The 24268-nt window shown below is 71.8% G+C and carries 20 protein-coding genes and 1 pseudogene; 10 read left to right on the forward strand and 11 right to left on the reverse strand.

Annotation, left to right across the window (positions count from 1 at the left end; genetic code table 11):
* The first annotated feature begins 187 nt into the window (after positions 1 to 187).
* From galE to idi, 3 genes are all read left to right on the forward strand, one after another.
* Positions 188 to 1159: a UDP-glucose 4-epimerase GalE gene (galE, locus tag ACFZDC_RS08795; RefSeq protein WP_391321614.1), complete on the forward strand. Its 972-nt coding sequence runs from the start codon at positions 188 to 190 to the stop codon at positions 1157 to 1159.
* A 136-nt stretch (positions 1160 to 1295) separates the two neighbouring features.
* Positions 1296 to 2237 (forward strand): cation diffusion facilitator family transporter, encoded by a 942-nt coding sequence (locus tag ACFZDC_RS08800; protein WP_391321616.1) that lies wholly within the window; start codon positions 1296 to 1298, stop codon positions 2235 to 2237.
* Positions 2238 to 2420: 183 nt separating this feature from the next.
* Positions 2421 to 3014 (forward strand): isopentenyl-diphosphate Delta-isomerase, encoded by a 594-nt coding sequence (idi, locus tag ACFZDC_RS08805; protein WP_391321618.1) that lies wholly within the window; start codon positions 2421 to 2423, stop codon positions 3012 to 3014.
* Between the two features lie 30 nt (positions 3015 to 3044).
* On the opposite strand, the gene ACFZDC_RS08810 is transcribed toward idi, so the two are convergent.
* Positions 3045 to 3539: an ATP-binding protein gene (locus ACFZDC_RS08810; protein WP_391322178.1), complete on the reverse strand. Its 495-nt coding sequence runs from the start codon at positions 3537 to 3539 to the stop codon at positions 3045 to 3047.
* 247 nt (positions 3540 to 3786) lie between these two features.
* On the opposite strand from ACFZDC_RS08810, the gene ACFZDC_RS08815 reads away from it, so the two are divergent.
* On the forward strand, positions 3787 to 4536 hold the full coding sequence (locus ACFZDC_RS08815) for an enoyl-CoA hydratase-related protein (protein ID WP_391321620.1): 750 nt from the start codon (positions 3787 to 3789) through the stop codon (positions 4534 to 4536).
* Here the strand turns inward: ACFZDC_RS08815 and ACFZDC_RS08820 are convergent.
* A pseudogene (locus ACFZDC_RS08820) lies at positions 4514 to 4977 on the reverse strand (DJ-1/PfpI family protein); the annotation flags it as partial. The gene ACFZDC_RS08815 and the pseudogene ACFZDC_RS08820 overlap by 23 nt on opposite strands.
* A gap of 96 nt (positions 4978 to 5073) precedes the next feature.
* On the opposite strand from ACFZDC_RS08820, the gene ACFZDC_RS08825 reads away from it, so the two are divergent.
* Positions 5074 to 7470, forward strand: a complete 2397-nt coding sequence (locus ACFZDC_RS08825) for a helix-hairpin-helix domain-containing protein (protein WP_391321622.1) — start codon at positions 5074 to 5076, stop codon at positions 7468 to 7470.
* 212 nt (positions 7471 to 7682) lie between these two features.
* Here the strand turns inward: ACFZDC_RS08825 and ACFZDC_RS08830 are convergent, their stop codons facing one another.
* Together ACFZDC_RS08830 and ACFZDC_RS08835 are read right to left on the reverse strand one after the other, a co-directional pair.
* Entirely contained in the window at positions 7683 to 8138 is a 456-nt protein-coding gene (locus ACFZDC_RS08830; protein ID WP_391321625.1) for an SRPBCC family protein, read from the reverse strand.
* A gap of 46 nt (positions 8139 to 8184) precedes the next feature.
* Positions 8185 to 8757, reverse strand: coding sequence for a TIGR03086 family metal-binding protein (locus ACFZDC_RS08835; RefSeq protein WP_391321627.1), 573 nt, complete (start codon positions 8755 to 8757; stop codon positions 8185 to 8187).
* A gap of 92 nt (positions 8758 to 8849) precedes the next feature.
* On the opposite strand from ACFZDC_RS08835, the gene ACFZDC_RS08840 reads away from it, so the two are divergent.
* Together ACFZDC_RS08840 and ACFZDC_RS08845 are read left to right on the forward strand one after the other, a co-directional pair.
* On the forward strand, positions 8850 to 9173 hold the full coding sequence (locus ACFZDC_RS08840; RefSeq protein ID WP_391321629.1) for a metalloregulator ArsR/SmtB family transcription factor: 324 nt from the start codon (positions 8850 to 8852) through the stop codon (positions 9171 to 9173).
* The gene (locus ACFZDC_RS08845) at positions 9170 to 9607 is read left to right on the forward strand and encodes an SRPBCC domain-containing protein (RefSeq protein WP_391321631.1); all 438 of its coding nucleotides are present in this window, start codon (positions 9170 to 9172) and stop codon (positions 9605 to 9607) included. Before ACFZDC_RS08840 ends, ACFZDC_RS08845 begins: the two co-directional genes overlap by 4 nt.
* A 7-nt stretch (positions 9608 to 9614) precedes the next feature.
* Here the strand turns inward: ACFZDC_RS08845 and ACFZDC_RS08850 are convergent, their stop codons facing one another.
* The 3 genes from ACFZDC_RS08850 to ACFZDC_RS08860 all read right to left on the reverse strand — a co-directional run bounded on the left by ACFZDC_RS08850 (position 9615) and on the right by ACFZDC_RS08860 (position 13666).
* A complete protein-coding gene (locus ACFZDC_RS08850; protein WP_391322180.1) occupies positions 9615 to 10373 on the reverse strand; it encodes a flippase-like domain-containing protein in 759 nt (252 codons plus the stop codon).
* Positions 10374 to 10543: 170 nt separating this feature from the next.
* Positions 10544 to 12184, reverse strand: coding sequence for an ATP-binding cassette domain-containing protein (locus tag ACFZDC_RS08855; RefSeq protein WP_391321633.1), 1641 nt, complete (start codon positions 12182 to 12184; stop codon positions 10544 to 10546).
* A gap of 453 nt (positions 12185 to 12637) precedes the next feature.
* Complete coding sequence (locus ACFZDC_RS08860) at positions 12638 to 13666, reverse strand: oxidoreductase (protein ID WP_391321635.1); 1029 nt, start codon at positions 13664 to 13666, stop codon at positions 12638 to 12640.
* 90 nt (positions 13667 to 13756) lie between these two features.
* Between ACFZDC_RS08860 and ACFZDC_RS08865 the strand changes: the two genes are divergently transcribed.
* Positions 13757 to 14749 carry an FAD-dependent oxidoreductase gene (locus tag ACFZDC_RS08865; RefSeq protein WP_391322182.1) on the forward strand — a complete coding sequence of 331 codons (993 nt, stop codon included), beginning with the start codon at positions 13757 to 13759 and terminating at the stop codon, positions 14747 to 14749.
* Between the two features lie 4 nt (positions 14750 to 14753).
* On the opposite strand, the gene ACFZDC_RS08870 is transcribed toward ACFZDC_RS08865, so the two are convergent.
* Positions 14754 to 16715 carry a Xaa-Pro dipeptidyl-peptidase gene (locus tag ACFZDC_RS08870; protein WP_391321637.1) on the reverse strand — a complete coding sequence of 654 codons (1962 nt, stop codon included), beginning with the start codon at positions 16713 to 16715 and terminating at the stop codon, positions 14754 to 14756.
* A gap of 186 nt (positions 16716 to 16901) precedes the next feature.
* On the opposite strand from ACFZDC_RS08870, the gene ACFZDC_RS08875 reads away from it, so the two are divergent.
* Positions 16902 to 18395, forward strand: coding sequence for a M1 family aminopeptidase (locus ACFZDC_RS08875; RefSeq protein WP_391321639.1), 1494 nt, complete (start codon positions 16902 to 16904; stop codon positions 18393 to 18395).
* Between the two features lie 13 nt (positions 18396 to 18408).
* Here ACFZDC_RS08875 and ACFZDC_RS08880 read toward each other — a convergent pair whose 3' ends face one another.
* Both ACFZDC_RS08880 and ACFZDC_RS08885 read right to left on the reverse strand, forming a co-directional pair.
* On the reverse strand, positions 18409 to 19326 hold the full coding sequence (locus ACFZDC_RS08880) for a PfkB family carbohydrate kinase (RefSeq protein WP_391321641.1): 918 nt from the start codon (positions 19324 to 19326) through the stop codon (positions 18409 to 18411).
* A 342-nt stretch (positions 19327 to 19668) separates the two neighbouring features.
* Entirely contained in the window at positions 19669 to 21138 is a 1470-nt protein-coding gene (locus tag ACFZDC_RS08885; protein ID WP_391321643.1) for an amino acid permease, read from the reverse strand.
* Positions 21139 to 21360: 222 nt separating this feature from the next.
* Between ACFZDC_RS08885 and ACFZDC_RS08890 the strand changes: the two genes are divergently transcribed.
* The gene (locus ACFZDC_RS08890; RefSeq protein WP_391321645.1) at positions 21361 to 22095 is read left to right on the forward strand and encodes a MerR family transcriptional regulator; all 735 of its coding nucleotides are present in this window, start codon (positions 21361 to 21363) and stop codon (positions 22093 to 22095) included.
* On the opposite strand, the gene ACFZDC_RS08895 is transcribed toward ACFZDC_RS08890, so the two are convergent.
* Positions 22081 to 24264 (reverse strand): 3-hydroxyacyl-CoA dehydrogenase NAD-binding domain-containing protein, encoded by a 2184-nt coding sequence (locus ACFZDC_RS08895; protein WP_391321647.1) that lies wholly within the window; start codon positions 24262 to 24264, stop codon positions 22081 to 22083. The genes ACFZDC_RS08890 and ACFZDC_RS08895 overlap by 15 nt on opposite strands.
* Positions 24265 to 24268: the final 4 nt, after the last annotated feature.

Here is a 24268-nt window from a genome sequence, read left to right on the forward strand (position 1 = left end):
AAGCCCGTGTTCACCGGCCGTTCACGACCCGGTCCACGGGGGCTGCCCCGGCCTTTGCCGCGATCATCATCGGGGATCCGGCGCCGCCCCACAAACCACGGGCACAAACCGCGGGCGCAGACCCGGGCACTCTCGGGCATGAGGGGCATGAGGGGCATGCGGACGGCTCGGCATAGGGTGGGCGACCATGACGTGGCTGATCACCGGCGGAGCCGGATACATCGGGGCGCACGTGGCACGGGCCATGGCGGGCGCCGGGGAGAGCGTCGTGGCGCTGGACGACCTCTCGGCCGCCGTGCCCGAGCGGCTCCCGGCAGACGTCCCGCTCGTCCGGGGCTCGACGCTGGACGGGGACCTGCTCGGGGGGGTCATCGCGGAGTACGGCGTGACGGGCGTCGTCCACCTCGCGGCGCGCAAGCAGGTCGCCGAGTCCGTGGCCCAGCCCACCCGCTACTACCGCGAGAACGTGGGGGGTCTGGCCACGCTCCTGGACGCGATCGCCAAGGCGGGCGTCCGCCGGCTGCTGTTCTCCTCGTCGGCGGCCGTGTACGGCAACCCGGACGTCGACCTGATCACCGAGAGCACCCCGTGCGCGCCGGTGAACCCCTACGGCGAGACCAAGCTGGCCGGGGAGTGGCTGGTACGGGCGGCGGGCCGGGCCCACGGCATCTCCACGGCATGCCTGCGCTACTTCAACGTGGCGGGCGCGGGCGCGCCGGAACTCGCGGACACGGGCGTGTTCAACATCGTGCCGATGGTCTTCGACCGGCTCACCCGTGACGAGGCCCCGCGGATCTTCGGCGCCGACTATCCGACGCCGGACGGCACCTGCATCCGCGACTACATCCACGTCGCCGACCTCGCCGAGGCCCATCTCGCGGCGGCCCGGCGGCTCGCGGACGGTGACCTCATGGGCGACCTGACGCTGAACATCGGCCGTGGCGAGGGCGTCTCCGTGCGCGAGCTGATCACGGTGATCGGCGAGGTCACCGGCGACCGGCGGCCACCCGTGGTCGAGGGGCGCCGCCCCGGGGACGCGCCGCGTGCGGTCGCCTCCGCCGAGCGGGCCGCCGAGGCGCTGGGCTGGCGGGCTCGGCGCGGGGTGCGGGAGATGGTCGCCTCGGCCTGGCAGGGCTGGCGGCTGCACCACGCGAAGTGAGTTGGCAGCGTCCTGACCAGCGGTTCGTTTCCGCAGGTCAGGGCACATGACAACGGTGTTCAGTGCCGCGTTGCCCGATACCCCCCACCCGTAGTTGACTGTGAGCCCGGGCGCAACACGGAAGGGCGGTCTTCTCATGGGGGCAGGGCACGACCACGGGCACGCACACTCCCATGGGCCGCCCACGGGTACGGCCGCGGCCGCCTACTGTGGCCGGCTGCGGGTGGCGCTGGGGATCACGCTGACGATCATGGTGGTCGAGATCGTCGGCGGTCTCCTCGCGGACTCGCTGGCGCTGATCGCGGACGCGGCCCACATGGCGACCGACGCGGTGGGTCTGGGCATGGCACTGCTCGCCATCCACTTCGCGAACCGGCCGCCGAGCACCAACCGCACCTTCGGCTACGCCCGCGCCGAGATCCTCGCCGCCCTGGCCAACTGCCTGCTGCTGCTCTGCGTCGGCGGTTACGTCCTGTACGAGGCGGTCCAGCGGTTCGTCACGCCCGCCGACACCCGGGGCGGCCTGATGATCGTGTTCGGTCTCATCGGCCTGGTCGCGAACACCGTCTCGCTCACCCTGCTGATGCGCGGGCAGAAGGAGAGCCTGAACGTACGCGCGGCCTTCCTGGAGGTCGCCGCGGACGCGCTGGGCTCGTTGGCGGTGCTGATCTCGGCGACCGTGATCGTGACCACGGGCTGGCAGGCGGCCGACCCGATCGCCTCGCTGGCCATCGGGCTGATGATCGTCCCGCGGACGCTGAAGCTGCTGCGCGAGACGCTGGACGTGCTGCTGGAGGCGGCCCCGAAGGACGTCGACATGGCCGAGGTGCGGGCGCACATCCTGGCCCTGGACGGCGTGGAGGACGTGCACGACCTGCATGCCTGGACGATCACCTCGGGGATGCCCGTGGTGTCCGCGCACGTGGTGGTCAGCTCGGAGGTGCTGAACGCCATCGGCAACGAGAAGATGCTGCACGAACTGCAGGGCTGCCTCGGCGGCCACTTCGACGTGGAGCACTGCACCTTCCAGCTGGAACCGGGCGGCCACGCGGAGCACGAGGCACGGCTCTGCCATTAATCCCGCGTACTGCTGTTCGACGCACCCTCGGACGGTTCCCGGCGACGGGTGCCGGGCACGATGACCTACCGGATCCCACTTCGGCGCCGCACCGCGCGGGACATGCGGACGGGCGGGGAAGTGCCGGGAGTGCCGGATTCGTACGGCAGACTTGGGGTGCGAAGACCGAGGCGAAGGATGGGTATGCCGATCACACCTGCCACCGAGACGCACAGCTCGTCGAACGGCACCGCAGAGGCGATTTTGCTGGAACTGGTCGACGAGAAGGGCGTGACGATCGGCACCGCGGAGAAGCTCGCCGCCCATCAGCCGCCGGGACAGCTGCACCGGGCGTTCTCGGTGTTCCTCTTCGACGAGCAGGGCCGGCTGCTGCTGCAGCAGCGGGCGCTCGGCAAGTACCACTCCCCCGGTGTGTGGTCCAACACCTGCTGCGGCCACCCCTACCCCGGCGAGGCGCCCTTCGCCGCGGCGGCCCGGCGGACGTACGAGGAGCTGGGCGTCTCGCCGTCACTGCTGGCGGAGGCGGGCACGGTCCGGTACAACCACCCGGACCCGGCCTCGGGCCTGGTCGAGCAGGAGTTCAACCACCTGTTCGTCGGCCTGGTGCAGTCGCCGCTCGCGCCGGACCGGGAGGAGGTCGGGGCGACCGCCTTCGTGACGGCGGCCGAGCTGGCGGAGCGGCACGCCCGGGACCCGTTCTCGGCGTGGTTCATGACCGTGCTGGACGCAGCCCGTCCGGCGGTCAGGGAGCTGACGGGCCAGTCGGCGGGCTGGTAGGCCGCCGGTAGCCCCCGCCGCCCCGTGCACTCAGGAAAAGGTCACGGGTTTGAGGGGCAGGGCTGCCCAGATCACCTTGCCGCCGCTCGCCGTGTGCTCCACGTCGACCACCCCGCCCGCCTCCTGGGCCACCTCGCGCACCAGGAGCAGTCCCCGGCCGCCGGTCTGCCCGTGGTCGGCCTCCAGGGCGGTCGGGCGGTAGGGGTGGTTGTCCTCCACCGACACCCGCACCCACTCGGCGCCGACGGCCACCTCCACGGCGAGCATCGGCGACAGCAGCGCCGCGTGCCTGACCGCGTTCGTGACCAGCTCGGAGACGATCAGCAGCAGTCCGTGCACCAGGTCGTCGGAGACCGGCACGCCCTGGCGCAGCAGCAGGTCCCGCACGGCGTGCCGCGCCTGCGGGACCGAGGCGTCCACGGCCGCCGCGGTGAACCGCCAGACTCCTTCGTAGGGCAGGGGATCGGGCGGCCGCTCGGCGCCCCCCGCTGGGCGCGGGCCGTCCCCGCGCCCGTGGTTGTCCATCGTCCGGTCGCCACCCTCGCGCTCGATTGTCACCACACGTCGAGTGTTGGTAGCGATCCGCTCCGCTCCGTATGACTGAACACAAGTCAGCTGGTATCGAACGGTTCTGACCATTGGCGTATGACATGGTCAGTTGTAGGACTGTTCCTGTCCCTTCGGCGCGCCGGTTCGCGAACTCTTCGTGTTGTACGGGTTTGGTCTGCGGCCGCCCGGCGGCGTGCTGCACGCCCCCGATACGATCCCGCGCATGGACCCCCAGCTCTCGCACCAGGTCACCGACGCCGTCGCCACGGTCGTCATCCGCCATCCGGCCAAGCGCAACGCCATGACGGCCGCGATGTGGCGGTCCCTGCCGCCGCTGCTGGAGGAGCTGGCGGGCGATCCGGACGTGCGGGCGCTCGTGCTGACCGGCGAGGGCGGGACGTTCTGTGCGGGCGCGGACATCTCCACGCTGCGGGGCTCGGCCGCCGAGGCACAGGCGCTGGCCGTGGCGGCCGAGGAGGCGCTCGCCGCGTTCCCCAAGCCGACGCTCGCCGCGGTGCGCGGTCACTGCGTGGGCGGCGGGGCCCAGCTCGCCGCGGCCTGCGATCTGCGGCTGGCGGAGGAGGGGGCGCTGTTCGGAGTGACACCGGCGAAGCTCGGGATCGTGTACCCGGCGTCCTCCACCCGGCGCCTGGTGTCGCTGGTGGGACCGGCCACCGCCAAGTACCTGCTGTTCACGGCGGAGTTGCTCGACGCTCAGCGGGCGCTGCGCACCGGGCTCGTGGACGAGGTGCTGCCCGAGGGCGAACTGGACAAGCGGATCGCCGAGCTGACCCGGATCCTCGTGTCGCGTTCCCAGCTCACCCAGGCCGCCGCGAAGGAGTTCGCGAACGGCCGCACCGACCGGGACGCCCACTGGACGGAGCAGGCACGCGGCAGCGGCGACACCGCGGAGGGGGTCGCCGCGTTCCTGGAGCGCAGGCAGCCGCGGTTCAGTTGGACTGCGTCAGGATGAAGCGGCTCCGCGCCCGCAGCCTGTCGACGAGCCGGGCGGGGGCCTTGCGCGGGGATCCTGCGTCGTAGGGCGGTGCGGGTCCTACTCGGTGGCCAGTTGGACGGTCTGGGCGGCCTCGTCGCCCGCGATCCGGCCGAGCAGGGTGAGGCCCATGTCGATGCCCGCGCAGACGCCGGCGGCGGTGACGTACTTGCCGTCGCACACCACCCGCTCCTCAGCCCGTTCGGCGCCGAACCGCTGCAGCTGGTCGGGAGTGAGCCAGTGCGAGGTGGCACGGCGGCCGTCCAGGAGCCCGGCGGCGGCGAGCAGCAAGGACCCCGTGCACACCCAGGTCGTCCAGGTGCTCGTGGCGTCGACGGCGCGCGGCCAGTCCAGCAGGGGCCGGTGTTCCATCAGGGCGCTCCGGCCGGGGCCGCCCGGGACGAGCCCGACATCTCGGGCCCGGCGGCCCGCCGAGGGTGCCGACCTGATCCCCGGTTGTCGGTGTCACCTGCCACAATTGCCGCGCAACCTCAGTGGAGAAGGCGGTACGGGATCGTGACGACACCCGGGTCCCTTGAAGTAGGGTCCATCGAAGGCAGGATCGCCGAGGAACTCGGCGTACGGCAGCGGCAGGTGAAGGCCGCGGTGGAGCTGCTCGACGGCGGTTCGACGGTGCCCTTCATCGCCCGCTACCGCAAGGAAGCGACCGAGATGCTCGACGACGCGCAGCTGCGCACGATCGAGGAGCGGCTTCGCTACCTGCGGGAGCTGGAGGAACGGCGGACCGCCATCCTGGAGTCGGTGCGCGAGCAGGGCAAGCTCACCGAGGAGCTGGAGGCGCAGATCCGGGGCGCGGAGACGAAGGCGCGCCTGGAGGACATCTACCTCCCGTACAAGCCCAAGCGGCGCACCAAGGCGCAGATCGCGCGCGAGGCGGGCCTGGAGCCGCTGGCGGAGGGGCTGCTGGGCGACCCGACCATCGAGCCGTCGGCCGCGGCTGCCGCGTTCGTGGACGCCGACAAGGGCGTCCCCGATCCGCAGGCCGCGCTGGACGGCGCGAGGGCGATCCTCACCGAGCGGTTCTCGGAGGACGCCGACCTGATCGGCGAGCTGCGCGAGCGGATGTGGGTGCGCGGGCGGCTGACCGCCAAGGTGCGGGAGGGCAAGGAGGAGGCGGGTGCCAAGTTCGCCGACTACTTCGACTTCGCCGAGCCGTTCACCGAACTGCCCTCCCACCGCATCCTGGCCATGCTGCGCGGCGAGAAGGAGGACGTCCTCGACCTCGTCCTGGAGCCGGAGGAGCCCACGGAGGGGCCTTCGTCGTACGAGGGCATCGTCGCCTCGAAGTTCGGCATCGCCGACCGGGGCCGCCCCGCCGACAAGTGGCTCAAGGACACCGTCCGCTGGGCCTGGCGCACCCGGATCCTGGTGCACCTCGGCCTCGACCTGCGGCTGAGGCTGCGTACGGCCGCCGAGGACGAGGCGGTGAACGTGTTCGCGGCGAACCTGAGGGACCTGCTGCTGGCCGCGCCCGCGGGCACCCGCGCGACGCTGGGCCTGGACCCCGGCTTCCGTACGGGCGTGAAGGTCGCCGTGGTCGACGCCACCGGCAAGGTGGTCGCCACGGACGTGATCTACCCGCACGTCCCGGCCAACAAGTGGGACGAGGCGCTCGCCAAACTGGCCCGCCTCGCCAAGGAGCACGCGGTCGAACTGGTCGCCATCGGCAACGGCACGGCGTCCCGGGAGACCGACAAGCTCGCCGGTGAGCTGATCAGCAGGCACCCGGAGCTGAAACTCACCAAGGTGATGGTGTCCGAGGCCGGCGCGTCCGTGTACTCGGCCTCACAGTACGCCTCGCAGGAACTGCCCGACATGGACGTCTCGCTGCGCGGTGCCGTCTCCATCGCCCGCCGGCTGCAGGACCCGCTGGCCGAGCTGGTGAAGATCGACCCGAAGTCGATCGGTGTCGGCCAGTACCAGCACGACCTGTCCGAGGTGAAGCTGTCCCGTTCGCTGGACGCGGTGGTCGAGGACTGTGTGAACGGCGTCGGCGTGGACGTCAACACCGCCTCCGTGCCGCTGCTCTCGCGGGTGTCCGGCGTCTCCGCGGGGCTCGCCGAGAACATCGTCGCGCACCGGGACGCCAACGGGCCGTTCACGTCGCGCTCCGAACTGAAGAAGGTGGCGCGGCTCGGCCCCAAGGCGTACGAGCAGTGCGCGGGCTTCCTGCGGATCCGGGGCGGCGACGATCCGCTGGACGCCTCCAGCGTGCACCCGGAGGCGTACCCGGTGGTGCGTCGCATGGTGAAGACGACCGGCCAGGAGGTCGCCTCCCTCATCGGCAACACCGGGGTGCTGCGCTCGCTGCGGCCGGCGGACTTCGTGGACGACACGTTCGGTCTGCCGACGGTCACCGACATCCTGAAGGAACTGGAGAAGCCGGGGCGCGACCCGCGGCCCGCGTTCAGGACGGCCACCTTCAAGGAGGGCGTGGAGAAGATCTCCGACCTGTCCGCCGGGATGGTCCTGGAGGGCGTCGTCACGAACGTGGCGGCCTTCGGCGCGTTCGTGGACGTCGGTGTCCACCAGGACGGCCTGGTGCACGTCTCGGCGATGTCGAAGACGTTCGTCAAGGACCCGCGGGACGTGGTGAAGCCGGGCGACATCGTCAAGGTGAAGGTCGTCGACGTGGACATCCCGCGCAAGCGGATCGCGCTGACGCTGCGCCTGGACGACGAGGCCGCGCCGCAGGGGCAGGGCGGCCGGCAGCAGCGCGGCGGCGGTGCCCGGCCGCCCCAGCAGCGGCAGGGTCAGGGCCAGAGCCAGCGGCAGTCCCGTGGTGGCGACCGGGGCGGCCGGCAGGCACCGGCACCGGCACCGGCCAACAGCGCGATGGCGGACGCGCTGCGCCGAGCGGGTTTGCTGAACCCGAAGGACGGTCGCCGCTGAGCCGGGGCTCCGCCCCTGGCTCGTTTCCCACCCGCCCACCTGGCTCGGTGGGCGGAGAAGCTCCCTCACGGGGCTTCGCCCCGGACCCCGGCGGGGACGCGCTCGTGCGTCCCCGCCGGGTCCGCGTCGAGCCGGCTTCAGCGCAGCTCTCCCTGTGAGGGACAGCATCGAGGTGACCCCGTTCGGAGTGGTCGGCCGACCGGTGCGGGCGGTCACCTCGGCGAGGGCTCCGTCAGCCGGCGTTCCAGGTCCCGCAGGTCCTTGCCGATGGACGAGCGGACCTTTCTGGCCATCACCGGGGCGGCCAGGCGGTAGAGCGAGCCCGCGTCGCCGCGGACCCGGATGCGGGCCAGGGTGCCCCGCGGGTGTTCGTCGAAGGTGTAGGTGACGTGCATCGGCATGGGTCCCGCGACGGACACCATGTCCAGCAGCCCAGGCGGCTCGTGCGCGGCGACCCGCAGGACGTAGTCGATGCGCCGGCCGAGGAAGTGGGCGGTGCGGGTCACCTCGGCGCCGACGCCGAAGCCGCCCGCGGCCGCCTCCCTGGTCAGCTCCGCGCTGCGGATTCCCTGGGTCCACTCCGGGTCGTGGCGCCAGTCCATGGCGTACGCGGCCACCCTCTCGGGTGGCAGCGCGATGACGCGTTCCGCCGTCTCGTCGATCGTCATACCACTCTCTCTCGGTCTCCTTGCGGGACTCCCCTCCTCCGGGTGATCAGCCGTTCCACCCAGGATTCCGTCCGCTGGCGCCGAGCGCCCGCTGGAAGGCCGGGGCGTCGTCCGGTACCGGCACGGCCGGGCCGTATCCGCCGTTGCCCCGGACCTGCTCGGCGATCTGCTCGACGACGCCGAGCGCGATCCGTGCGGTCTCGTCGCTGACGCCGAACGGCTGACCGGTGGCGCGTGCCAGGTCCCAGCCGTGCAGGGCGAGTTCCTGCAGCGTGATGGAGGCGGCGACGCCGGCCGGCAGCTCCCCCGGGCCGAACTCCGTCGTCCCCTCGTAGGCGGCGGGGTCGGACCAGGCCGTCGCGGCAAGCCCCGCGGAGTCGGCCAGCGCCCGCGGTGAGACGGCCGCGCCGGCGCCGGCACCGGGCTGTGCCTCCTTGCGAGCGGCCCGCGCCGCGGACTGCAGGGTCGAGCCGAGGTGGTCGACGAGTTCGGCGACGGTGAACCTCTCGCACGGGGTGCGGTCCTGAAGCTGTTCGTCCCGGATGCCGGAGGCGATCGCGGCGACGGCGTCGACACACTCCCGGATGGCGGGCTGGAACGCGCTGTGCTGGGTGCTCATGGGTCCTCTCCCTGCGGTTCGTTCTCGTTTTAGTACACACTAAAATGACTCGCGAGTTCTGGCAAATTCAAGTGGCGACTAAAATGACCTCCATGGATGCGGTACGAGCGGTCGCCGAGCCCCGGCGGCGCGAGATCCTCCGGCTGGTGTGGGACGTGGAGCTGTCCGCGGGCGAGATCGCGGAGCGGTTCGACGTCACGTTCGGGGCGGTCTCCCAGCACCTCAAGGTGCTCAGGGAGTCCGGCCTGGTTACGCTGCGCCAGGACGGCAAGAAGCGCTTCTACCGGGCCGACCGCGAGGCCCTCGGTCCGCTGGCCGCGTATCTGCAGTCCATGTGGGCCACCAAGCTGGACACGCTCGCCGAACTGGCGGAGGCGGCGGAACGGGCGGAGCGCTCCGAAGGGACGGACTCGTGAGCAGCAACGCGGTCACCGTGGAACGGCGCATCGCGGCGCGCCCCGAGACGGTGTTCTCCTTCTTCACCGACCGGGACAAGTGGCTGTCCTGGATGGGCAAGGACGGCGAGTTCAGCTTCGAGCCCGGCGGCGTCTACCGAACGCTGGTCAACGCCGAGAACGTCGCCGAGGGCCGCTTCGTCGAGATCGACCCGCCCAGGCGAGTCGTCTTCACCTGGGGCTGGGCCACCGGCGAGATGCCCGTGCCGCCCGGCTCCTCGACGGTCGAGATCACCCTGGAGCCGGTGCCCGAGGGCACCCTGCTGCGGCTGGTCCACCGGGACCTGCCGTCCTCCGAGGCGTGTGCCGCGCACGAGGAGGGCTGGACGCACTACACCGGCCGGCTCGCCGTCGCGGCGGCGGGCGGCGATCCCGGTCCCGACCCCTGGATGTGAGTCGGCGTCACACGTACCCGCGCCGCTGGACGAAGCCGAGGGCCAGCGCGCCCAGGGGGACGTTGAGCCAGAACGTGAGCAGCCGGTAGACCAGGACGGCCGAGGTGGCGGGCCCGGCCGGCACGCCGAGCGCGGTCAGACCGGCGATGAGTCCGGCTTCGAGCGCGCCCAGGCCGCCGGGAACGGGAGCCGCGTTGGCCAGCAGCCGGGCCGCCATGTAGGCGGCGCCGACCTGGATGAACGGGAGGTCGCCGCCGAGCGCGTGAACGCTCACGGCGAGACCCACGACCTGGACGAGGGGCAGGCCGAGCGCACCCACGGTACCGAGGGTGATCTTCAGGGGGTCGGTGGCGATGCCCTTGATGGTCGATCCGGCCGAGCTCAGGAAAGGCCACACCTTCTCGTGCAGAAAGCGCCGGCCGGGCGGGGTGAGGCCGATCAGCCCTGCGGCGGCGAGCGTGAGCGCGATGGCGGGCAGCGCGTACCGGCCGACGGGCACGTCCAGATGCACTCCGGCGTGGTGCCCACCGGCCCAGGCGAAGAACACCGCGGCGACCACGGCGTTGGCGAGGGCTCCAGCCAGACTCTGCCGCCCGACGGAGGCCGTGGCCGCGCCGGTCTCGATGCCCGTCTTCTGCAGATAGCGCAGGTTCAGCGCCATGCCGCCGACGTTGTTCGGGGTGATCCGGTTCAGGAACGAACTGGCGAACTGCACCTGGTAGGTGGGTCCGAACGGCAGCCGGTCGGGGATCGAGCCCAGTTGCAGACAGGCCGAGAACGCCGATCATCGACGTGGAACCGCCGTCAGCGTACGTGGCGCGAGCCCGATGCCCGCGTCGACCGACCGTGGACACGCCCGAATACGACACGCGGCGCAGCGGTGCGGGGCCGGGTGCGCTCAGCGCACGCGGCGCAGCGGTGCGGGGCCGGGTGCGCTCAGCGTTCCGTGACCTTGCCCGCCGCCACCTCCAGGCGGCGGGTCACCCGCACCGCGTCCAGCATGCGCCGGTCGTGGGTGACCAGCAGGAGAGTGCCCTCGTAGGCGTCGAGAGCCGACTCCAGCTGCTCGATGGCGGGCAGGTCCAGGTGGTTCGTCGGCTCGTCGAGGACGAGGAGGTTCACCCCCCGGCCCTGGAGCAACGCCAGGGCGGCGCGGGTGCGTTCACCCGGCGAGAGGGTCACCGCCGGGCGCAGTACGTGGTCGGACTTCAGGCCGAACTTGGCGAGCAGGGTGCGCACCTCCACCGGCTCGGTGTCGGGGACGGCCGCGCGGAACGCGTCGAACAGGGACTCGGGGCCGTGGAACAGCTTGCGCGCCTGGTCGACCTCGCCGACCAGGACGCCCGAGCCGAGGGCGGCATGCCCGGAGTCGAGCGGGACACGGCCCAGCAGTGCGCCGAGCAGGGTCGACTTGCCGGCGCCGTTGGCCCCGGTGACCGCGACCCGGTCCGCCCAGTCGATCTGCAGCGACACCGGGCCGAAGGTGAAGTCGCCGCGCCGGACCTCGGCGTCCCTGAGGGTCGCCACGACCGCTCCGGAGCGCGGGGCGGCCGCGATCTCCATGCGCAGTTCCCACTCCTTGCGCGGCTCCTCGACCACCTCCAGCCGCTCGATCATCCGCTGGGTCTGCCGGGCCTTGGCGGCCTGTTTCTCGCTGGCCTCGCTACGGAACTTGCGGCCGATCTTGTCGTTGTCGTTGCCGGCCTTGCGCCGGGCGTTCTTCACGCCCTTGTCCATCCAGGCCCGCTGCGTCTGGGCGCGGTCCTGGAGGGCGGTCTTCTTGTCGGCGTACTCCTCGTAGTCCTCGCGGGCGTGCCGACGAGCGACCTCCCGCTCCTCCAGGCAGCCCGCGTAGCCGCCGCCGTAGAGGTTGACCTGCCCGTGCACGAGGTCGAGTTCGAGCACCTTGGTGACTGTGCGGGTGAGGAACTCGCGGTCGTGGCTGACGACCACCGTGCCCGCGCGCAGTCCGGCGACGAAGCGCTCGAGGCGCTCCAGGCCGTCCAGATCGAGGTCGTTGGTGGGCTCGTCCAGGAGGAAGACGTCGTACCGGGAGAGGAGGAGGGAGGCGAGGCCGGCCCGGGCCGCCTGGCCGCCGGAGAGGGAGGTCATCGGCTGGTCCAAGTCCACGGCAAGGCCGAGGGAGTCGGCGACCTCCTCGGCGCGCTCCTCCAGGTCGGCGCCGCCGAGGTCCAGCCAGCGCTCGAGGCTGGTCGCGTACGCGTCGTCGGCGCCGGGCGCCCCGTCGACCAGTGCCTGCGTGGCCTCGTCCATCACCCGCTGTGCCTCGGCGACACCGGTGCGGCGGGCCAGGAACTCCCGAACCGTCTCACCCGGCCTGCGCTCCGGCTCCTGCGGCAGATGACCGACGGTCGCGGTCGGCGGGGACAGCCGCAACTCGCCCTGCTCGGGCCGGGTCAGTCCGGCGAGCAGGCGCAGCAGGGTGGACTTGCCCGCGCCGTTGGCGCCGACCAGCCCGATCACGTCGCCGGGCGCGACGACGAGATCCAGCCCGGAGAAGAGCGAGCGGTCGCCGTGCCCGGCGGCGAGATTCTTGGCGACAAGGGTGGCAGTCATCAGGACGCCGATCCTAATGTCCCGCGCGCCGGGCGCTCAGCAGGGTATTCCCGTCCTCCGGGCACCGCCGGGCCGCCCCGTCCAGCGGTACGAGGTCCACGCACTGCGGCCCCGCCACCTGGCCACCCGAACGCCACCCGCACCTCGGCCCACGCACTGCGCGGCCCGCCCGCCCGCTTGCCCGCTTGCCCGCCCGAACGTCACCCTCACTCGGCCCACTCGGACGCGGGCACATCCCGGCCACACCACCCGCTACCAGGCCCCGGAAGCGTCCCTCGCACCCCGGCCCACCCCGACACCGCAACCACACCAGCCCGCCCGCGCGCCGCCCACGCCGGCCGGCTCCACCCCCGAGACGAACCGATCGGGTCGGCCCGACCTGACGGCGCCCCCGGGGACGCGCCCCGCCCGTAGGACGGCCACCGAGCCCCGTCCCCCACACCTCCCCTCGCCTCACTTGACCACCGGCTCCACCAGGACGCTCCCCGACGTCCGGGCCACCACGAACGACTCCCCCTTCACCGCCTGGGGGTCCAGCGGAATGCGGTGCCGGCCGGGCTCCAGGATGCCGTCGAAGATCTCCTGGGTGTGGGTGCGGTAGAGCCGGTCGAGGCGGTACGCGGTAACGCGGACCCGGCACGGCGAGGTCACCTCGATGCCCGCCTCGCCGTCGGCGGCGACCAGGCCGGTCAGCCTGCGCTGCGGGAGCGGACTGCGATCCAGCGCGTGCTCGATCTGCGCGACGAGCAGCGGCACGATCGGGGCGAGGCCGTCCACATAGGCGACCTCGACCCCGGCACGCTCGAACGCCTGTCGCACTGCGGCCCGTTCGGCCTCGCCGACCGCGCGCCCGAAGGCCACGGCGCCGTAGCCGCGCAGCTCCTCGGCGGGGACCGCACGGGCGTCCTGGGTGATGTCGGCGCCTATGCCGATGGTGCGCAACGCGGCGGCGAGTTTGGCGAGGACGGCCACGCGGGCGCCGATCAGCAGCACCCTGCGGCGGGGCGCGGGCGGGCCGTCGGCGTCCTCGATCAGGGCGGCGAGAGCGGCGCGGTACTCGGACCCGTGGAAGCGGAACGGCCCTATGCCGTGGTAGCCGTTGAGTGCCAGGTCGGCACGCTCGTCGGTCTGCCAGGCGAAGTCGCGCCAGACGTAGTCGTCCCCGTCCCGCTCGATCACGGCGGTGACCGCACCGCAGCCCAGGTCCGCGCACTCGGGGCAGCCGTAGATCACGAACCGGCCGTCCGGGAGCGGCGGTGCCGTCTCCAGCAGCAGGCTGCGCACCTGCGCGGTGAAGATGGCGGGCGGGACGTCGGAGGCGAGCGGGGAGACGGCGTCCAGGTCGGAGAGCTGGAACAGCAGCGGACGTCCGTCCACGACGAAGTCCACGAAGTCACGGTGGACCTGGTAGCCGCCGTCGGCGAGGACACCGCCGGCGCGCATCGCCGGTGCCAGGCCGAAGGTCGCGTATGCGGCAGACATGCTGTGAGTATTCCCACACCGGGACGGATGTGAGCGCGGCATGACATGTTCCGTTAGCGTCCTGGCGTGGAGCGCGGGTCGAAGGACGAAGTGATCGTGGTCGGTGGCGGGGTCGCCGGGCTGACGACGGCCGTGGTGCTGGCCGAGTCGGGCCACCGGGTGCGGGTGTGGGCCCGGGAGCCCGCCGAGCGCACGACCTCGGCGGTCGCCGGCGGACTGTGGTGGCCGTACCGCATCGAGCCCGAGCCGCTGGTCGGCGCGTGGGCGCTCGAGTCCCTGAGGGTGTACGAGGAGTTGGCGGCACGCCCCGAGGAGACGGGCGTACGCCTGGTCGAGGGCGTACACCGGGGGACGCGGCTGGACGAGCTGGGTGAGTGGGCGGCCCGGGTGCCGGGTCTTCGGGCGGTGGCCGACGGGCTGGCGGCCCGGCTGCCGTTGATCGACATGCCGGTCCATCTGGCATGGCTGCGGGAGCGGTTCGCGAGGGCGAGCGCAGCGAGATGGGGGTCCCCCGGGGCGATGTCCGGGGCGGGCACGGTGGAGGAGCGGGAGGTCACGGACCTGGCCGCCGTCCCTGCCGGTGTGGTGGTCAACTGCACGGGGCTGGGGGCGCGCGCGCTGGTGCCCGATCCGGCGGTGCGTCCGGTGCGCGGGCAGCTGGTCGTGGTGGAGAACCCGGGGATCACCACCTGGTTCACGTCCGTCGATCACTTCTCCGACGCCTCGACCTACTTCTTCCCGCAGCCGTACGGGCTGGTCCTGGGCGGTACGGCGGAGGAGGACGCCTGGTCGCTGGAGCCGGACCCGGCGATCGCCGCTGCCATCGTCTCGCGGTGCGCGGCGGTCCGGCCGGAGATCGCGGGGGCGCGCGTGCTGGCGCACCGCGTGGGCCTCAGGCCCGCCCGGGACGCGGTACGGCTGGAGCGTCAGCTCCTGCCGGACATGGGGGTGCCCCCTGCTGGAGCGCGGTCGGGAGCTCGGGGGAGGGTGCTGGTGCACAACTACGGGCACGGCGGGGCCGGGGTGACGGTGGCCTGGGGATGTGCGCGGGAGGCGGCCGGGCTGGTGGGCCCGGCCGCCTGAGCGGTCAGCTCGCGGGGAGGTGCCGTGCGGAGCGCGGTGCCCGGACGCCGTCCAGGGCCCCGCCCTCCGGTGCGGTGAGCGTGCTGCCGGACATGGCCCGGGCCAACGCCGCCGCGCCACCGACCAGCGGAACCCTGGCCGCCGTACGCGCCAGGTCCAGGGTCAGCGTCGGCTGGGTCGCCGGCGGGTCGATGAGGTCCTTGTCCGTGCCGGCGATGACCAGCGCGAGCCGGTGGCCCTTCGGGACCACGTGGTCGGTGGCCGCCAGATCCAGGGTGATGGTGTACTCCTTGCCCGGGGTGAGCGGGACCCCCTTGCCGAGCGAGGCGTAGTGGCCGAGGTCGGCCCAGCCGCGGCTGAACACCGTGTAGTCGACCTCGGCCGTCTTCGCCTTGGTCGCCTTGAAGCAGGCGCTGTCCCCGGCCGTGCTCCGGCCCCAGCAGGTGCGGTTGCCGAGCGTGGTGATGCCCTCGGCACCGTCGGCGTAGTCGCGGATGGTGTCCGGTCCGAGGTCCACCAGCACGGCGGACAGGTGGGCCGAGGAGGTGGTCGGGGTGGCGGTCACGGTCACCTTGGCGGAACCGGACAGGCGCAGGTCGCGGGTGAGCGGCGGGGTGAGGAAGCCGGCTTTCTCCGGTGTGGGCGTGGTGAGGTGGGCCGCCCAGTCGGTCTCGCTCAGCTTCGGGTCGTCGGTGAACGCCTCGGTGCCGGTGGCCGGGCGCGGGCCGAGGGTGCCGACGCCGGCCCGGGCGCCGGGGGCCGGGTGCAGGGTGGTGGCCCGGGTGCCGTGCGGCGGCCAGACCCTGGAGGTGACCCACTGGTCGGGGTGGCGTTCGATGTCGGCCATCGGCCGGCGGTCGATGCCGTTGTCGTAGCCGAGGAGTTCGTGGTCGAACCAGCGGTGGAGGGTGTCGACCCAGGCGCCGCGCCGGTAGTCGAAGGGGTCGACGTGCCCGGTCTGGGAGAGCCAGATCTTGCGCTGGACACCCCGCTCGGCCAGGGCGTCCCACCACTGGCCGAAGTGCTTGGTGCGCACGTTGAGGTCCTGCATCCCGTGCACGAGGAACACGCTGGCCCGCACCTTGGCCGCGTTCTTGACGTAGTTCCGCTCGGTCCACAGCGGAGTCCAGTCGCCGGTGCGCGGGCTGCCGTCGGCGAGCTTCTTCCGTACGGCCGCGCAGTGGGCGTGCGCGGCGTCGCTCTCGACGTATCCGGCCAGTTCGTCGGGGCCGCCGTCGTACAGCGGGGCGCCCTGGGCGAAGTAGTAGTCGTACCAGGAGGAGATGCCGCTGATCGGGACGATGGTCTTCAGGCCCTTGACGCCGGTGGCCGCGACGCCGTTGGCGATCGTGCCGTCCCAGCTCTTGCCGATCATGCCGGTGGTGCCGTTGGTCCAGGTGGCCCTGACGGTCGTGGTGCCCGTCCGGGTCGTGTACGCCCTGGCCCGGCCGCCCAGCCAGTCGATGACGGCCTTGGCGGACTGGATGTCAAAGCGGCCGCCGACGTCGACGCAGCCGTCGGAGCGGTTGGTACCGGCCAGGTCCACGCCGACGAAGGCGTAGCCGCGGGGCACGAAGTAGTTGTCGTAGAACAGCGGCATCTGGACGACGTGACCGTGCGCGTCGTACGTCTTGAGCTGGCTCTCGTTGCCCCGTCCGCAGCAGGAGTAGTAGGGGCTGGCGTCCATGATGACCGGGACCTTGCGGCCTTGGCGAGCCGGTTCGGCGGGCCGGACGATGTCGGCGGCGACGCGGTCCTTCTTCCCGTCGCCGTCCTCGTCGAGGCCGGTGTCCACCCAGACCGCCTCGCGGATGGCGTGTGCGTACGAGTAGACGGGGCGGCTCTCCCGGGGCGCGGCCTGTGCGGCGGCGGGAGTGAGGAAGGCGGCCAACAGGGCTGTGACGGCCGCGGTCGCGAGCACTCTCCAGATCGTGAAGCGCCTGCGTATCGGCGTGCGTATCGGCATGCGCGGACGGTACCCCGCTCAACTCCCGTGCAGAAGAGTGCTTTACGGCACCGCATGTGGCTGTGACGGCCGAATGGCGATCGTGTGACGGCGGGGGCCATGGACAGGCCTGGGGCCCCAGCGACTGAATAGGCTCCGAACGGACTTCTCCGAACGGACCTACGGTCCCGACGACTTGGAGCTGACGTGCACCGCAGAATCATCGCGCCGGGCGCACTCGCGGCGGCCTCCCTCCTGCTGGTGATCCCGGCATCGGCCGCGAGCCACTCCCCCGGCGCGCCGGGCATCGGCGACCCCTACTACCCGTACTACGGCAACGGCGGCTACGACGTCTCGCACTACGACCTGAGGCTGCGATACCAGCCGAGGACGGACGAACTGCAGGGCACCGCCACCATCTCGGCGAGGACCACGCAGGACCTGTCCAGCTTCGACCTGGACTTCCTGCTGGACGTGAGGGAGGTGCGGGTCGACGGCGCCAAGGCGTCCTTCGCGACCTCCGGCCAGCACGAACTGGTGGTGACCCCGAAGACCCCCCTGGCCAAGGGCACACCGATCACCGTCGTCGTCCGCTACAGCGGGGTGCCGTCGACGAAGAGCGCCTACGGCTTCACCACTTGGCACCGCACTCCGGACGGCGCGGTGGCCGCCGACGAACCCGAGGCCGCCTGGTGGTGGTTCCCGAGCAACGACCACCCGAGCGACAAGGCCACCTACGACGTGTCGGTGGCCGTCCCGGACGGCACCCAGGCCATCTCCAACGGCACACTGCAGTCGGCTGCTTCGAAGCTGGGCTGGACCCGCTACAACTGGCGGCAGAACAAGCCGCAGGCGACCTATCTCACCACGCTCGCGCTCGGCCGGTTCGACATCACCACCGGCACCTCCGACGGCGGGGTGCCGGTCGTCAACGCCTACAGCAAGGACCTCGGCGACAACGACGGGGCCGCGCGCGCGAGCGTGGAGCGCACCGGGGAGCTCGTGGACTGGCTGAGCGGCTACTTCGGGCCGTATCCGTTCGGTTCGGCCGGCGGGTACGTCCCCAACACCACCACCGGCTACGCGCTGGAGACGCAGACCCGCGTCTACTACAGCCCCAAGCAGTTCGCGAACGGCTCCAACACCTCGGTGGTCGTGCACGAACTGGCCCACCAGTGGTACGGCGACGACGTGTCGCTGAAGGGCTGGAAGGACATCTGGATCAACGAGGGATTCGCGCGCTACGCGCAGTGGCTGTGGTCCGAGCACGAGGGCGAGGGCACCACCCAGGAACTCGCCGACTACGTCTACGGCTCGCACCCGGCCGACGACGCGTTCTGGACGGTCAGGCCCGGCGACCCGGGTCCGGACGACCAGTTCGACATCGCCGTCTACGACCGGGGCGCGCTCGCCATCCAGGCGCTGCGCAAGGAGGTCGGCGACGACGCGTTCTTCGCCATCCTGAGGGGCTGGCCCAAGGACCACGCGTACGGCAACGCGTCGGTGGCCGACTTCCAGAAGTACGCCGAACAGGTGTCCGGCAAGCCGCTCGCCACGCTGTTCGACACCTGGCTGTTCCAGCCGTCGAAGCCGGCGGCGCCCGCCGCACGCGCGGCGTCCCTGGTGAAGCCAGGCACGGCGGTCGCACAGCCGAAGTCGTGGAAGAGGATCGAGGCGACGAACGAGGTGCACGGGCACTGAGTGCCCGGACGCCTCACGCTCTCGACCCGGCCACCTGCCCGAGCAGTTCGTCCCGGCCCATCGCCTCCGCGCGGGTGGCCGGGACCGTGCAGGCGTACGCCCCCGCGACCGCGCCGTACCGGGCACACCGCGCGGGCGGCTCGCCGGTGAGGCGGCCGTAGAGGAACGCGGCGGCGAAGGCGTCGCCCGCGCCGTTGGAGTCGACCACCGGCGCGGGCGGGGTCACCACCGGTATCCGGGTCAGCTCGCTGTCGGCCAGCAGATACGCGCCTTCGGCACCGGCGGTGGCGACGACGACCTCGGCCCGGCCGCGCTCGGCGATGCGCCGCATGGTCCGCTCGGGGTCGGCCAGTGCGGCCGTGGAGAGGAAGACGACGTCCGCGGCGAGGGCGAAGGGCTCGTGATAGGGGTTCTCGCCGTCCCAGTCGTGCAGATCGGTGGAGAGGGGGACGCCCGTGTCGATCAGCACGGGCAGGGCATCGGCGCAGGGCTGGGTGATGGTCACGTGCACGTGCCGGCCGGCCCCGGCCAGCATGCGCAGCAGCTCCTCCGGGAACCGGTCGCCGGGGTGGGTGCGGCTGGTGTCGTACAAGGACAGCCGCCGGCCGTCCGGGCCGACGAGGTTGACCGCACGCTTGGTCCCGGCGGGCTGCGGGAGCGCGGTGAGGCCGATGCCCCGCTCCCGGTGCAGGGCGCGGACGAGGTCGCCCTCGGGGTCGTCGCCGAGCAGGTCGAGGTGGTGGGTGCGCAGACCGAGCGCCGCCAGGCCCACCGCGACGAAGTCGCCGGTCTGCCCCGCGCGGGTGCGGATTCCTGAGTCGATCATGTAGCTGTCGGCGTACGGGAGCGGCAGCTCGGGCACGTACACGATCGTGTCCACTCCGGCTCCGCCCAGCACCAGGACATCGATTTCACCCGTTTGCGCGGTCATCCCCCGCCCTCCCCGTGTGCGTGCGCCGTCACCGCGATCCCGCGCCATCGCCCCGCGGGGTGGGCCAGGTGCCTCTCCTCGTGCGTGCCCCGGGTCATGGGTGTCCGCGGGTCGTACGTGGCTGGCCGCGCAGTTCCCCGCGCCCCTTCAGGGCGCGCCCCCCACCGTACGACACCAGGTACTGGAGCGTGCCCGGCACGAAGCCCCGCCCCCGATATCGTTGCGGACATGGGCGATCACCTTGGCGCCCCTGACGGACGGAACGGCGGCGTCACCGTGGACCTACGTGATCTCCGACCTGACGCCACGGTGGGCGATGCCACTGACAGCGGCTCTGAGCTGCTACTTCGTCAGCTGCGTGAGTTCCGTGTCGGTGTTGCGGGACACCCGGCGGCGTACCCCGAACCAGCCGCCGAGGAGCAGGAGGGCGATCACCGGGATGAGCAGCAGGGTCTTGCGGCCGACCTCGGGGTCGTTCCACATCATGCCGAGGCAGACCAGCAGGAAGGCGATCGTGGCGATCTCCGTGACGGGGCTGAACCTCAGCCGGAAGTGCGGCCGGGTCACCAGGCCCGCCCGGGCGCGGCGGACGAAGACCAGGTGGCAGACCATGATGATCACCCAGGTGCTGATGATGCCGAGGGAGGCGACGTTCAGCACGATCTCGAAGGCCTGGCTGGGCACGAGGTAGTTCAGGCCGACACCGAGCACGCAGACCGCGCAGGTCAGCAGGATGCCGCCGTAGGGGACCTGGCTGCGGTTCATCCGGGCGGTGAACTTCGGCGCGGAGCCCGCGGTGGCCATGGAGCGCAGGATGCGGCCGGTGGAGTACAGGCCGGAGTTGAGCGAGGACATGGCGGCGGTCAGCACGACCAGGTTCATCACGTCGCCCGCGGCCGGGATGCCGATCTTCGACAGGACCGTGACGAACGGGCTCTGGTCGGCGGAGTACACAGAGCCGGGCAGCAGCAGGGCGAGCAGCACGACCGAGCCGACGTAGAACAGGCCCACCCGCCACATGATCGAGTTCACCGCGCGCGGGACGACCTTCTCCGGCTCGGCGGTCTCGCCGGCGGCGACACCGACCAGCTCCAGGGCGGCGTACGCGAAGATCACGCCCTGCATGACGAGGACGACGGGCATCAGGCCGTGCGGGAAGACACCGCCGTGGTCGGTGATGACGCTCAGGCCCGGCTTCTGGCCGCCGACCTCGTGCTGGGTGGCGAGCAGGAAGATGCCGACGAACATGAAGCTCACCAGGGTGGCGACCTTGATGATCGCGAACCAGAACTCCATCTCGCCGAAGATCTTCACCGAGATCAGGTTCACGGCCAGCACCACCGCGAGGGCGACCAGCGCCAGCACCCACTGCGGGATGGACGTGAACATGCTCCAGTAGTGCGTGTAGAGCGCGATCGCGGTGATGTCGGCGATGCCGGTGGTCGACCAGTTCAGGAAGTACATCCAGCCGGCGACGTAGGCGCCCTTCTCGCCGAGGAACTCGCGCGCGTACGACACGAACGAGCCGGAGGAGGGGCGGTACAGGACCAGCTCGCCCAGGGCCCGGACGACGAAGAAGGCGAAGACGCCGCAGACCAGGTAGGCCAGGGCGAGCGCCGGGCCCGCGTGGTGCAGGCGGCCGCCGGCGCCGAGGAAGAGCCCGGTGCCGATGGCGCCGCCGATGGCGATCATGTTGACGTGACGGGCCTTGAGGTCCTTGCTGTAACCGGCGTCGCCCGCGTCGGCCGGTGTCCCGGCTGCCGCGTTGCGGGAATCGGCCTGTGCGGTGGTGTGCACGGCGTCCTTGCTCACGGGTGGTTCCACTTCCTGGTGCGCCCCGGACGTCGTGGGTCCGGGTGTCGTGCAGGTCCCGGCCCGCACCAGCAGGTGTGTCGCGGCACAGACCAAGGCAGCATTTTCCCAGGGGATCACCGGGCACGCGATGGCCCATGTCACACAGCGGTGCTTGTCACAGGCACATCGCTCCGCTCCGGCGGGTTTCACAGCAGTGGTGAGACAGCGATACTGCTGCGCATGACGACCGATGCCGAGGACCAGACGGAGCCGGGTGGGCCGGCCCTCACGATCGACGAGCTGGCCGCGCGGGCGGGCGTCACGGTCCGCACCATCCGCTTCTACGGCAGCAAGGGGCTGCTCCCGCCGCCGGTGATCGGTCCGCGCCGGGTCGGTCACTACGGGCCGGGGCATGTGGCGCGGCTGGCGCTCATCGAGGAGTTGCAGCAGCAGGGCATGACCCTCGCGGCGATCGAGCGGTACCTGCGGCAGCTGCCGCCGGAACTCACCCCGCACGACCTGGCCATCCACCGCGCGGTGGTCGCCTCGTGGGCGCCGGACGCGGTGGAGACGGTGTCGCGCCGGGAACTCGAGCGGCGGGCGGGACGGTCACTCGCCCCCGGGGACATCGAGCGGCTGGCGGCGATGGGCGTCGTCGCACCGGGAGACGAGGCAGACGCGGACGCCTTCCGTGTCGACTCCGGGCTGCTCCGGCTCGGCGTCCAGCTCCTCGACGTACCCCTGTCGCAGGATGCGATCCTCGCGGCGCGCAAGGTGCTCATCGAGCACTCGCGCGCCGCGGCCCACGAGCTCTCTCAGCTCTTCCGAGGCGAGGTGGCGGAGCGTGACACCCGGGATGTGAAGTCCCTGTCGGCGCACATGCACCCCCTGGTGGTGCAGGCGCTGCTGACGACGTTCCAGCGATCGCTGCGGGAAGAGCTGAGCGAGTGGCTCACCAGGTCACGAACGGACTGAGTCGCTGAACCGCTCCCCCTTCTCCGCCTTCTCCACCAGCAGCGCGGGCGGGGTGAAGCGGTCGCCGTAGCGCTCGGCGAGCTCACGCGCGCGTGCCACGAATCCCGGCAGGCCACCCTCGTAGCCGTTGATGTACTGCAGCACACCGCCGGTCCAGCCCGGGAAACCGATGCCGAGGATGGAGCCGATGTTGGCGTCGGCGACGGAGGTCAGGACGCCCTCTTCGACGAGGCGTACGGTGTCGAGGGCCTCGGAGAAGAGCATGCGCTCCTGCATGTCCCGGAACGGGATCTCGTACCCGGGCCTGGTGAAGTGCTCGCGCAGGCCCGGCCAGAGCCCGGCCCGCTTGCCGTCCTCCGTGTAGTCGTAGAACCCGGCGCCGCCGCTGCGACCGGTGCGGCCGAACTCGTCGACCAGGCGGTCGATGACCGCCTCCGCCGGGTGCGCGGACCAGGTGCCGCCCGCCTCCTCCACGGCCCGCCTGGTCTCGCCCCGGATCTTGCGCGGGAGGGTGAGGGTCAGCTCGTCCATGAGGGAGAGCACCTTGGCCGGGTAGCCGGCCTGGGCGGCGGCCTGCTCCACGGAGGCGGGCTCGATGCCCTCGCCGACCATGGCGACGCCCTCGTTGATGAAGTGCCCGATCACCCGGGAGGTGAAGAAGCCGCGCGAGTCGTTGACGACGATCGGCGTCTTGTTGATCTGCCGGACCAGGTCGAAGGCCCGGGCCAGGGCCTCGTCGCCGGTCCGCTCGCCCTTGATGATCTCGACCAGCGGCATCTTGTCGACGGGCGAGAAGAAGTGCAGCCCGATGAAGTCGGCCTGGCGCTCCACGCCCTCGGCGAGTGCGGTGATGGGCAGGGTCGAGGTGTTGGAACACAGCAGCGCGTCGGGGGCGACGACGGACTCGATCTCCTGGAACACCTTGTGCTTGAGTGCCGTGTCCTCGAAGACGGCCTCGATCACCGCGTCGCAGCCCGCGAGGTCGGCGGCGTCGGCGGTGGGGGTGATACGGGCGAGGAGCGCGTCGGCCTTCTCCTGGCTGGTGCGGCCCTTGGCGACGGCCTTGGCGCACAGCTTCTCGGAGTAGCCCTTGCCCTTGACGGCCGCCTCCAGGGAGACGTCCTTCAGGACGACGTCGATGCCCGCGCGGGCGCACGAGTAGGCGATGCCGGCGCCCATCATGCCGGCGCCGAGGACGGCGACCCTGTGGACCGTGCGGGGCTCGATGCCCTTCGGGCGGTTGGCGCCGGAGTTGACGGCCTGGAGGTCGAAGAAGAACGCCTGGATCATGTTCTTCGAGGTCTGGCCGGCGGCCAGCTCCACGAAGTAGCGGGCCTCGATGACCTCGGCGGTCTCGAAGTCGACCTGGGAGCCCTCGACGGCCGCGGCGAGGATGTTGCGCGGCGCGGGGTAGGGGGCGCCTCCCGTCTGCTTGCGCAGGGTGGCCGGGAAGGCGGGCAGGTTGGCTGCGAACTTGGGGTTGGCCGGCGTACCGCCCGGGATCCTGTAGCCCGGCTTGTCCCAGGGCTGCTGCGACTCGGGGTTGGCGTCGACGAAGGCGCGGGCCTTGGCTAGCAGTTCCTCGGGCGTGGCGGCGACCTCGTGGACGAGACCGTTCTCCTGGGCGCGTCGCGCGGTGTACTGCGTTCCCTGGAGGAGCACCTTGAGCAGGGCGTCCGCGATACCCAGCAGCCGTACCGTGCGGACGACCCCGCCGCCGCCGGGGAGCAGGCCGAGGGTGACCTCGGGGCAGCCGATCTTCGTGCCGGGGGTGTCGAGAGCCACCCGGTGGTGGCAGGCGAGGGCCAGTTCGAAACCGCCGCCGAGGGCCGCGCCGTTGATCGCCGCGACGACCGGCTTGCCGAGGGTCTCGATGCGGCGCAGGTTGCGCTTGATGGCGAGGCCGCCGTCGAACAGCTCCTGCGCGGTCTCGGGCGTGACCCGGATCAGGTCGCGCAGGTCACCGCCCGCGAAGAAGGTCTTCTTCGCCGAGGTGAAGATGATGCCGCGGATCGAGTCCTGCTCGGCTTCGAGCCGGTCGGTGATGGCGGCGAGGGAGTCGCGGAACGCCTGGTTCATGGTGTTCGCGGACTGGGCGGGGTCGTCGAGGACGAGGGTGACGACACCGGTGTCGTCCTGCTCCCAGCGGATGGTGGTGCTCTCGGTCATGACA

It is taken from the genome of Streptomyces sp. NPDC007905, assembly GCF_042959345.1.
In the GTDB taxonomy this organism is placed as follows: domain Bacteria; phylum Actinomycetota; class Actinomycetes; order Streptomycetales; family Streptomycetaceae; genus Streptomyces.

Coding starts and splice junctions, on each gene's coding strand:
- ACFZDC_RS08860 (WP_391321635.1), bottom strand. CDS start 13,666: ATGTCTGCCGCATACGCGACCTTCGGCCTGGCACCGGCGATGCGCGCC.
- ACFZDC_RS08880 (WP_391321641.1), bottom strand. CDS start 19,326: ATGACCGCGCAAACGGGTGAAATCGATGTCCTGGTGCTGGGCGGAGCC.
- ACFZDC_RS08835 (WP_391321627.1), bottom strand. CDS start 8,757: ATGAGCACCCAGCACAGCGCGTTCCAGCCCGCCATCCGGGAGTGTGTC.
- ACFZDC_RS08815 (WP_391321620.1), top strand. CDS start 3,787: ATGGACCCCCAGCTCTCGCACCAGGTCACCGACGCCGTCGCCACGGTC.
- ACFZDC_RS08830 (WP_391321625.1), bottom strand. CDS start 8,138: ATGACGATCGACGAGACGGCGGAACGCGTCATCGCGCTGCCACCCGAG.
- ACFZDC_RS08840 (WP_391321629.1), top strand. CDS start 8,850: ATGGATGCGGTACGAGCGGTCGCCGAGCCCCGGCGGCGCGAGATCCTC.
- ACFZDC_RS08855 (WP_391321633.1), bottom strand. CDS start 12,184: ATGACTGCCACCCTTGTCGCCAAGAATCTCGCCGCCGGGCACGGCGAC.
- idi (WP_391321618.1), top strand. CDS start 2,421: ATGCCGATCACACCTGCCACCGAGACGCACAGCTCGTCGAACGGCACC.
- ACFZDC_RS08810 (WP_391322178.1), bottom strand. CDS start 3,539: ATGGACAACCACGGGCGCGGGGACGGCCCGCGCCCAGCGGGGGGCGCC.
- ACFZDC_RS08890 (WP_391321645.1), top strand. CDS start 21,361: ATGACGACCGATGCCGAGGACCAGACGGAGCCGGGTGGGCCGGCCCTC.
- ACFZDC_RS08800 (WP_391321616.1), top strand. CDS start 1,296: ATGGGGGCAGGGCACGACCACGGGCACGCACACTCCCATGGGCCGCCC.
- ACFZDC_RS08870 (WP_391321637.1), bottom strand. CDS start 16,715: ATGCCGATACGCACGCCGATACGCAGGCGCTTCACGATCTGGAGAGTG.
- ACFZDC_RS08895 (WP_391321647.1), bottom strand. CDS start 24,264: ATGACCGAGAGCACCACCATCCGCTGGGAGCAGGACGACACCGGTGTC.
- galE (WP_391321614.1), top strand. CDS start 188: ATGACGTGGCTGATCACCGGCGGAGCCGGATACATCGGGGCGCACGTG.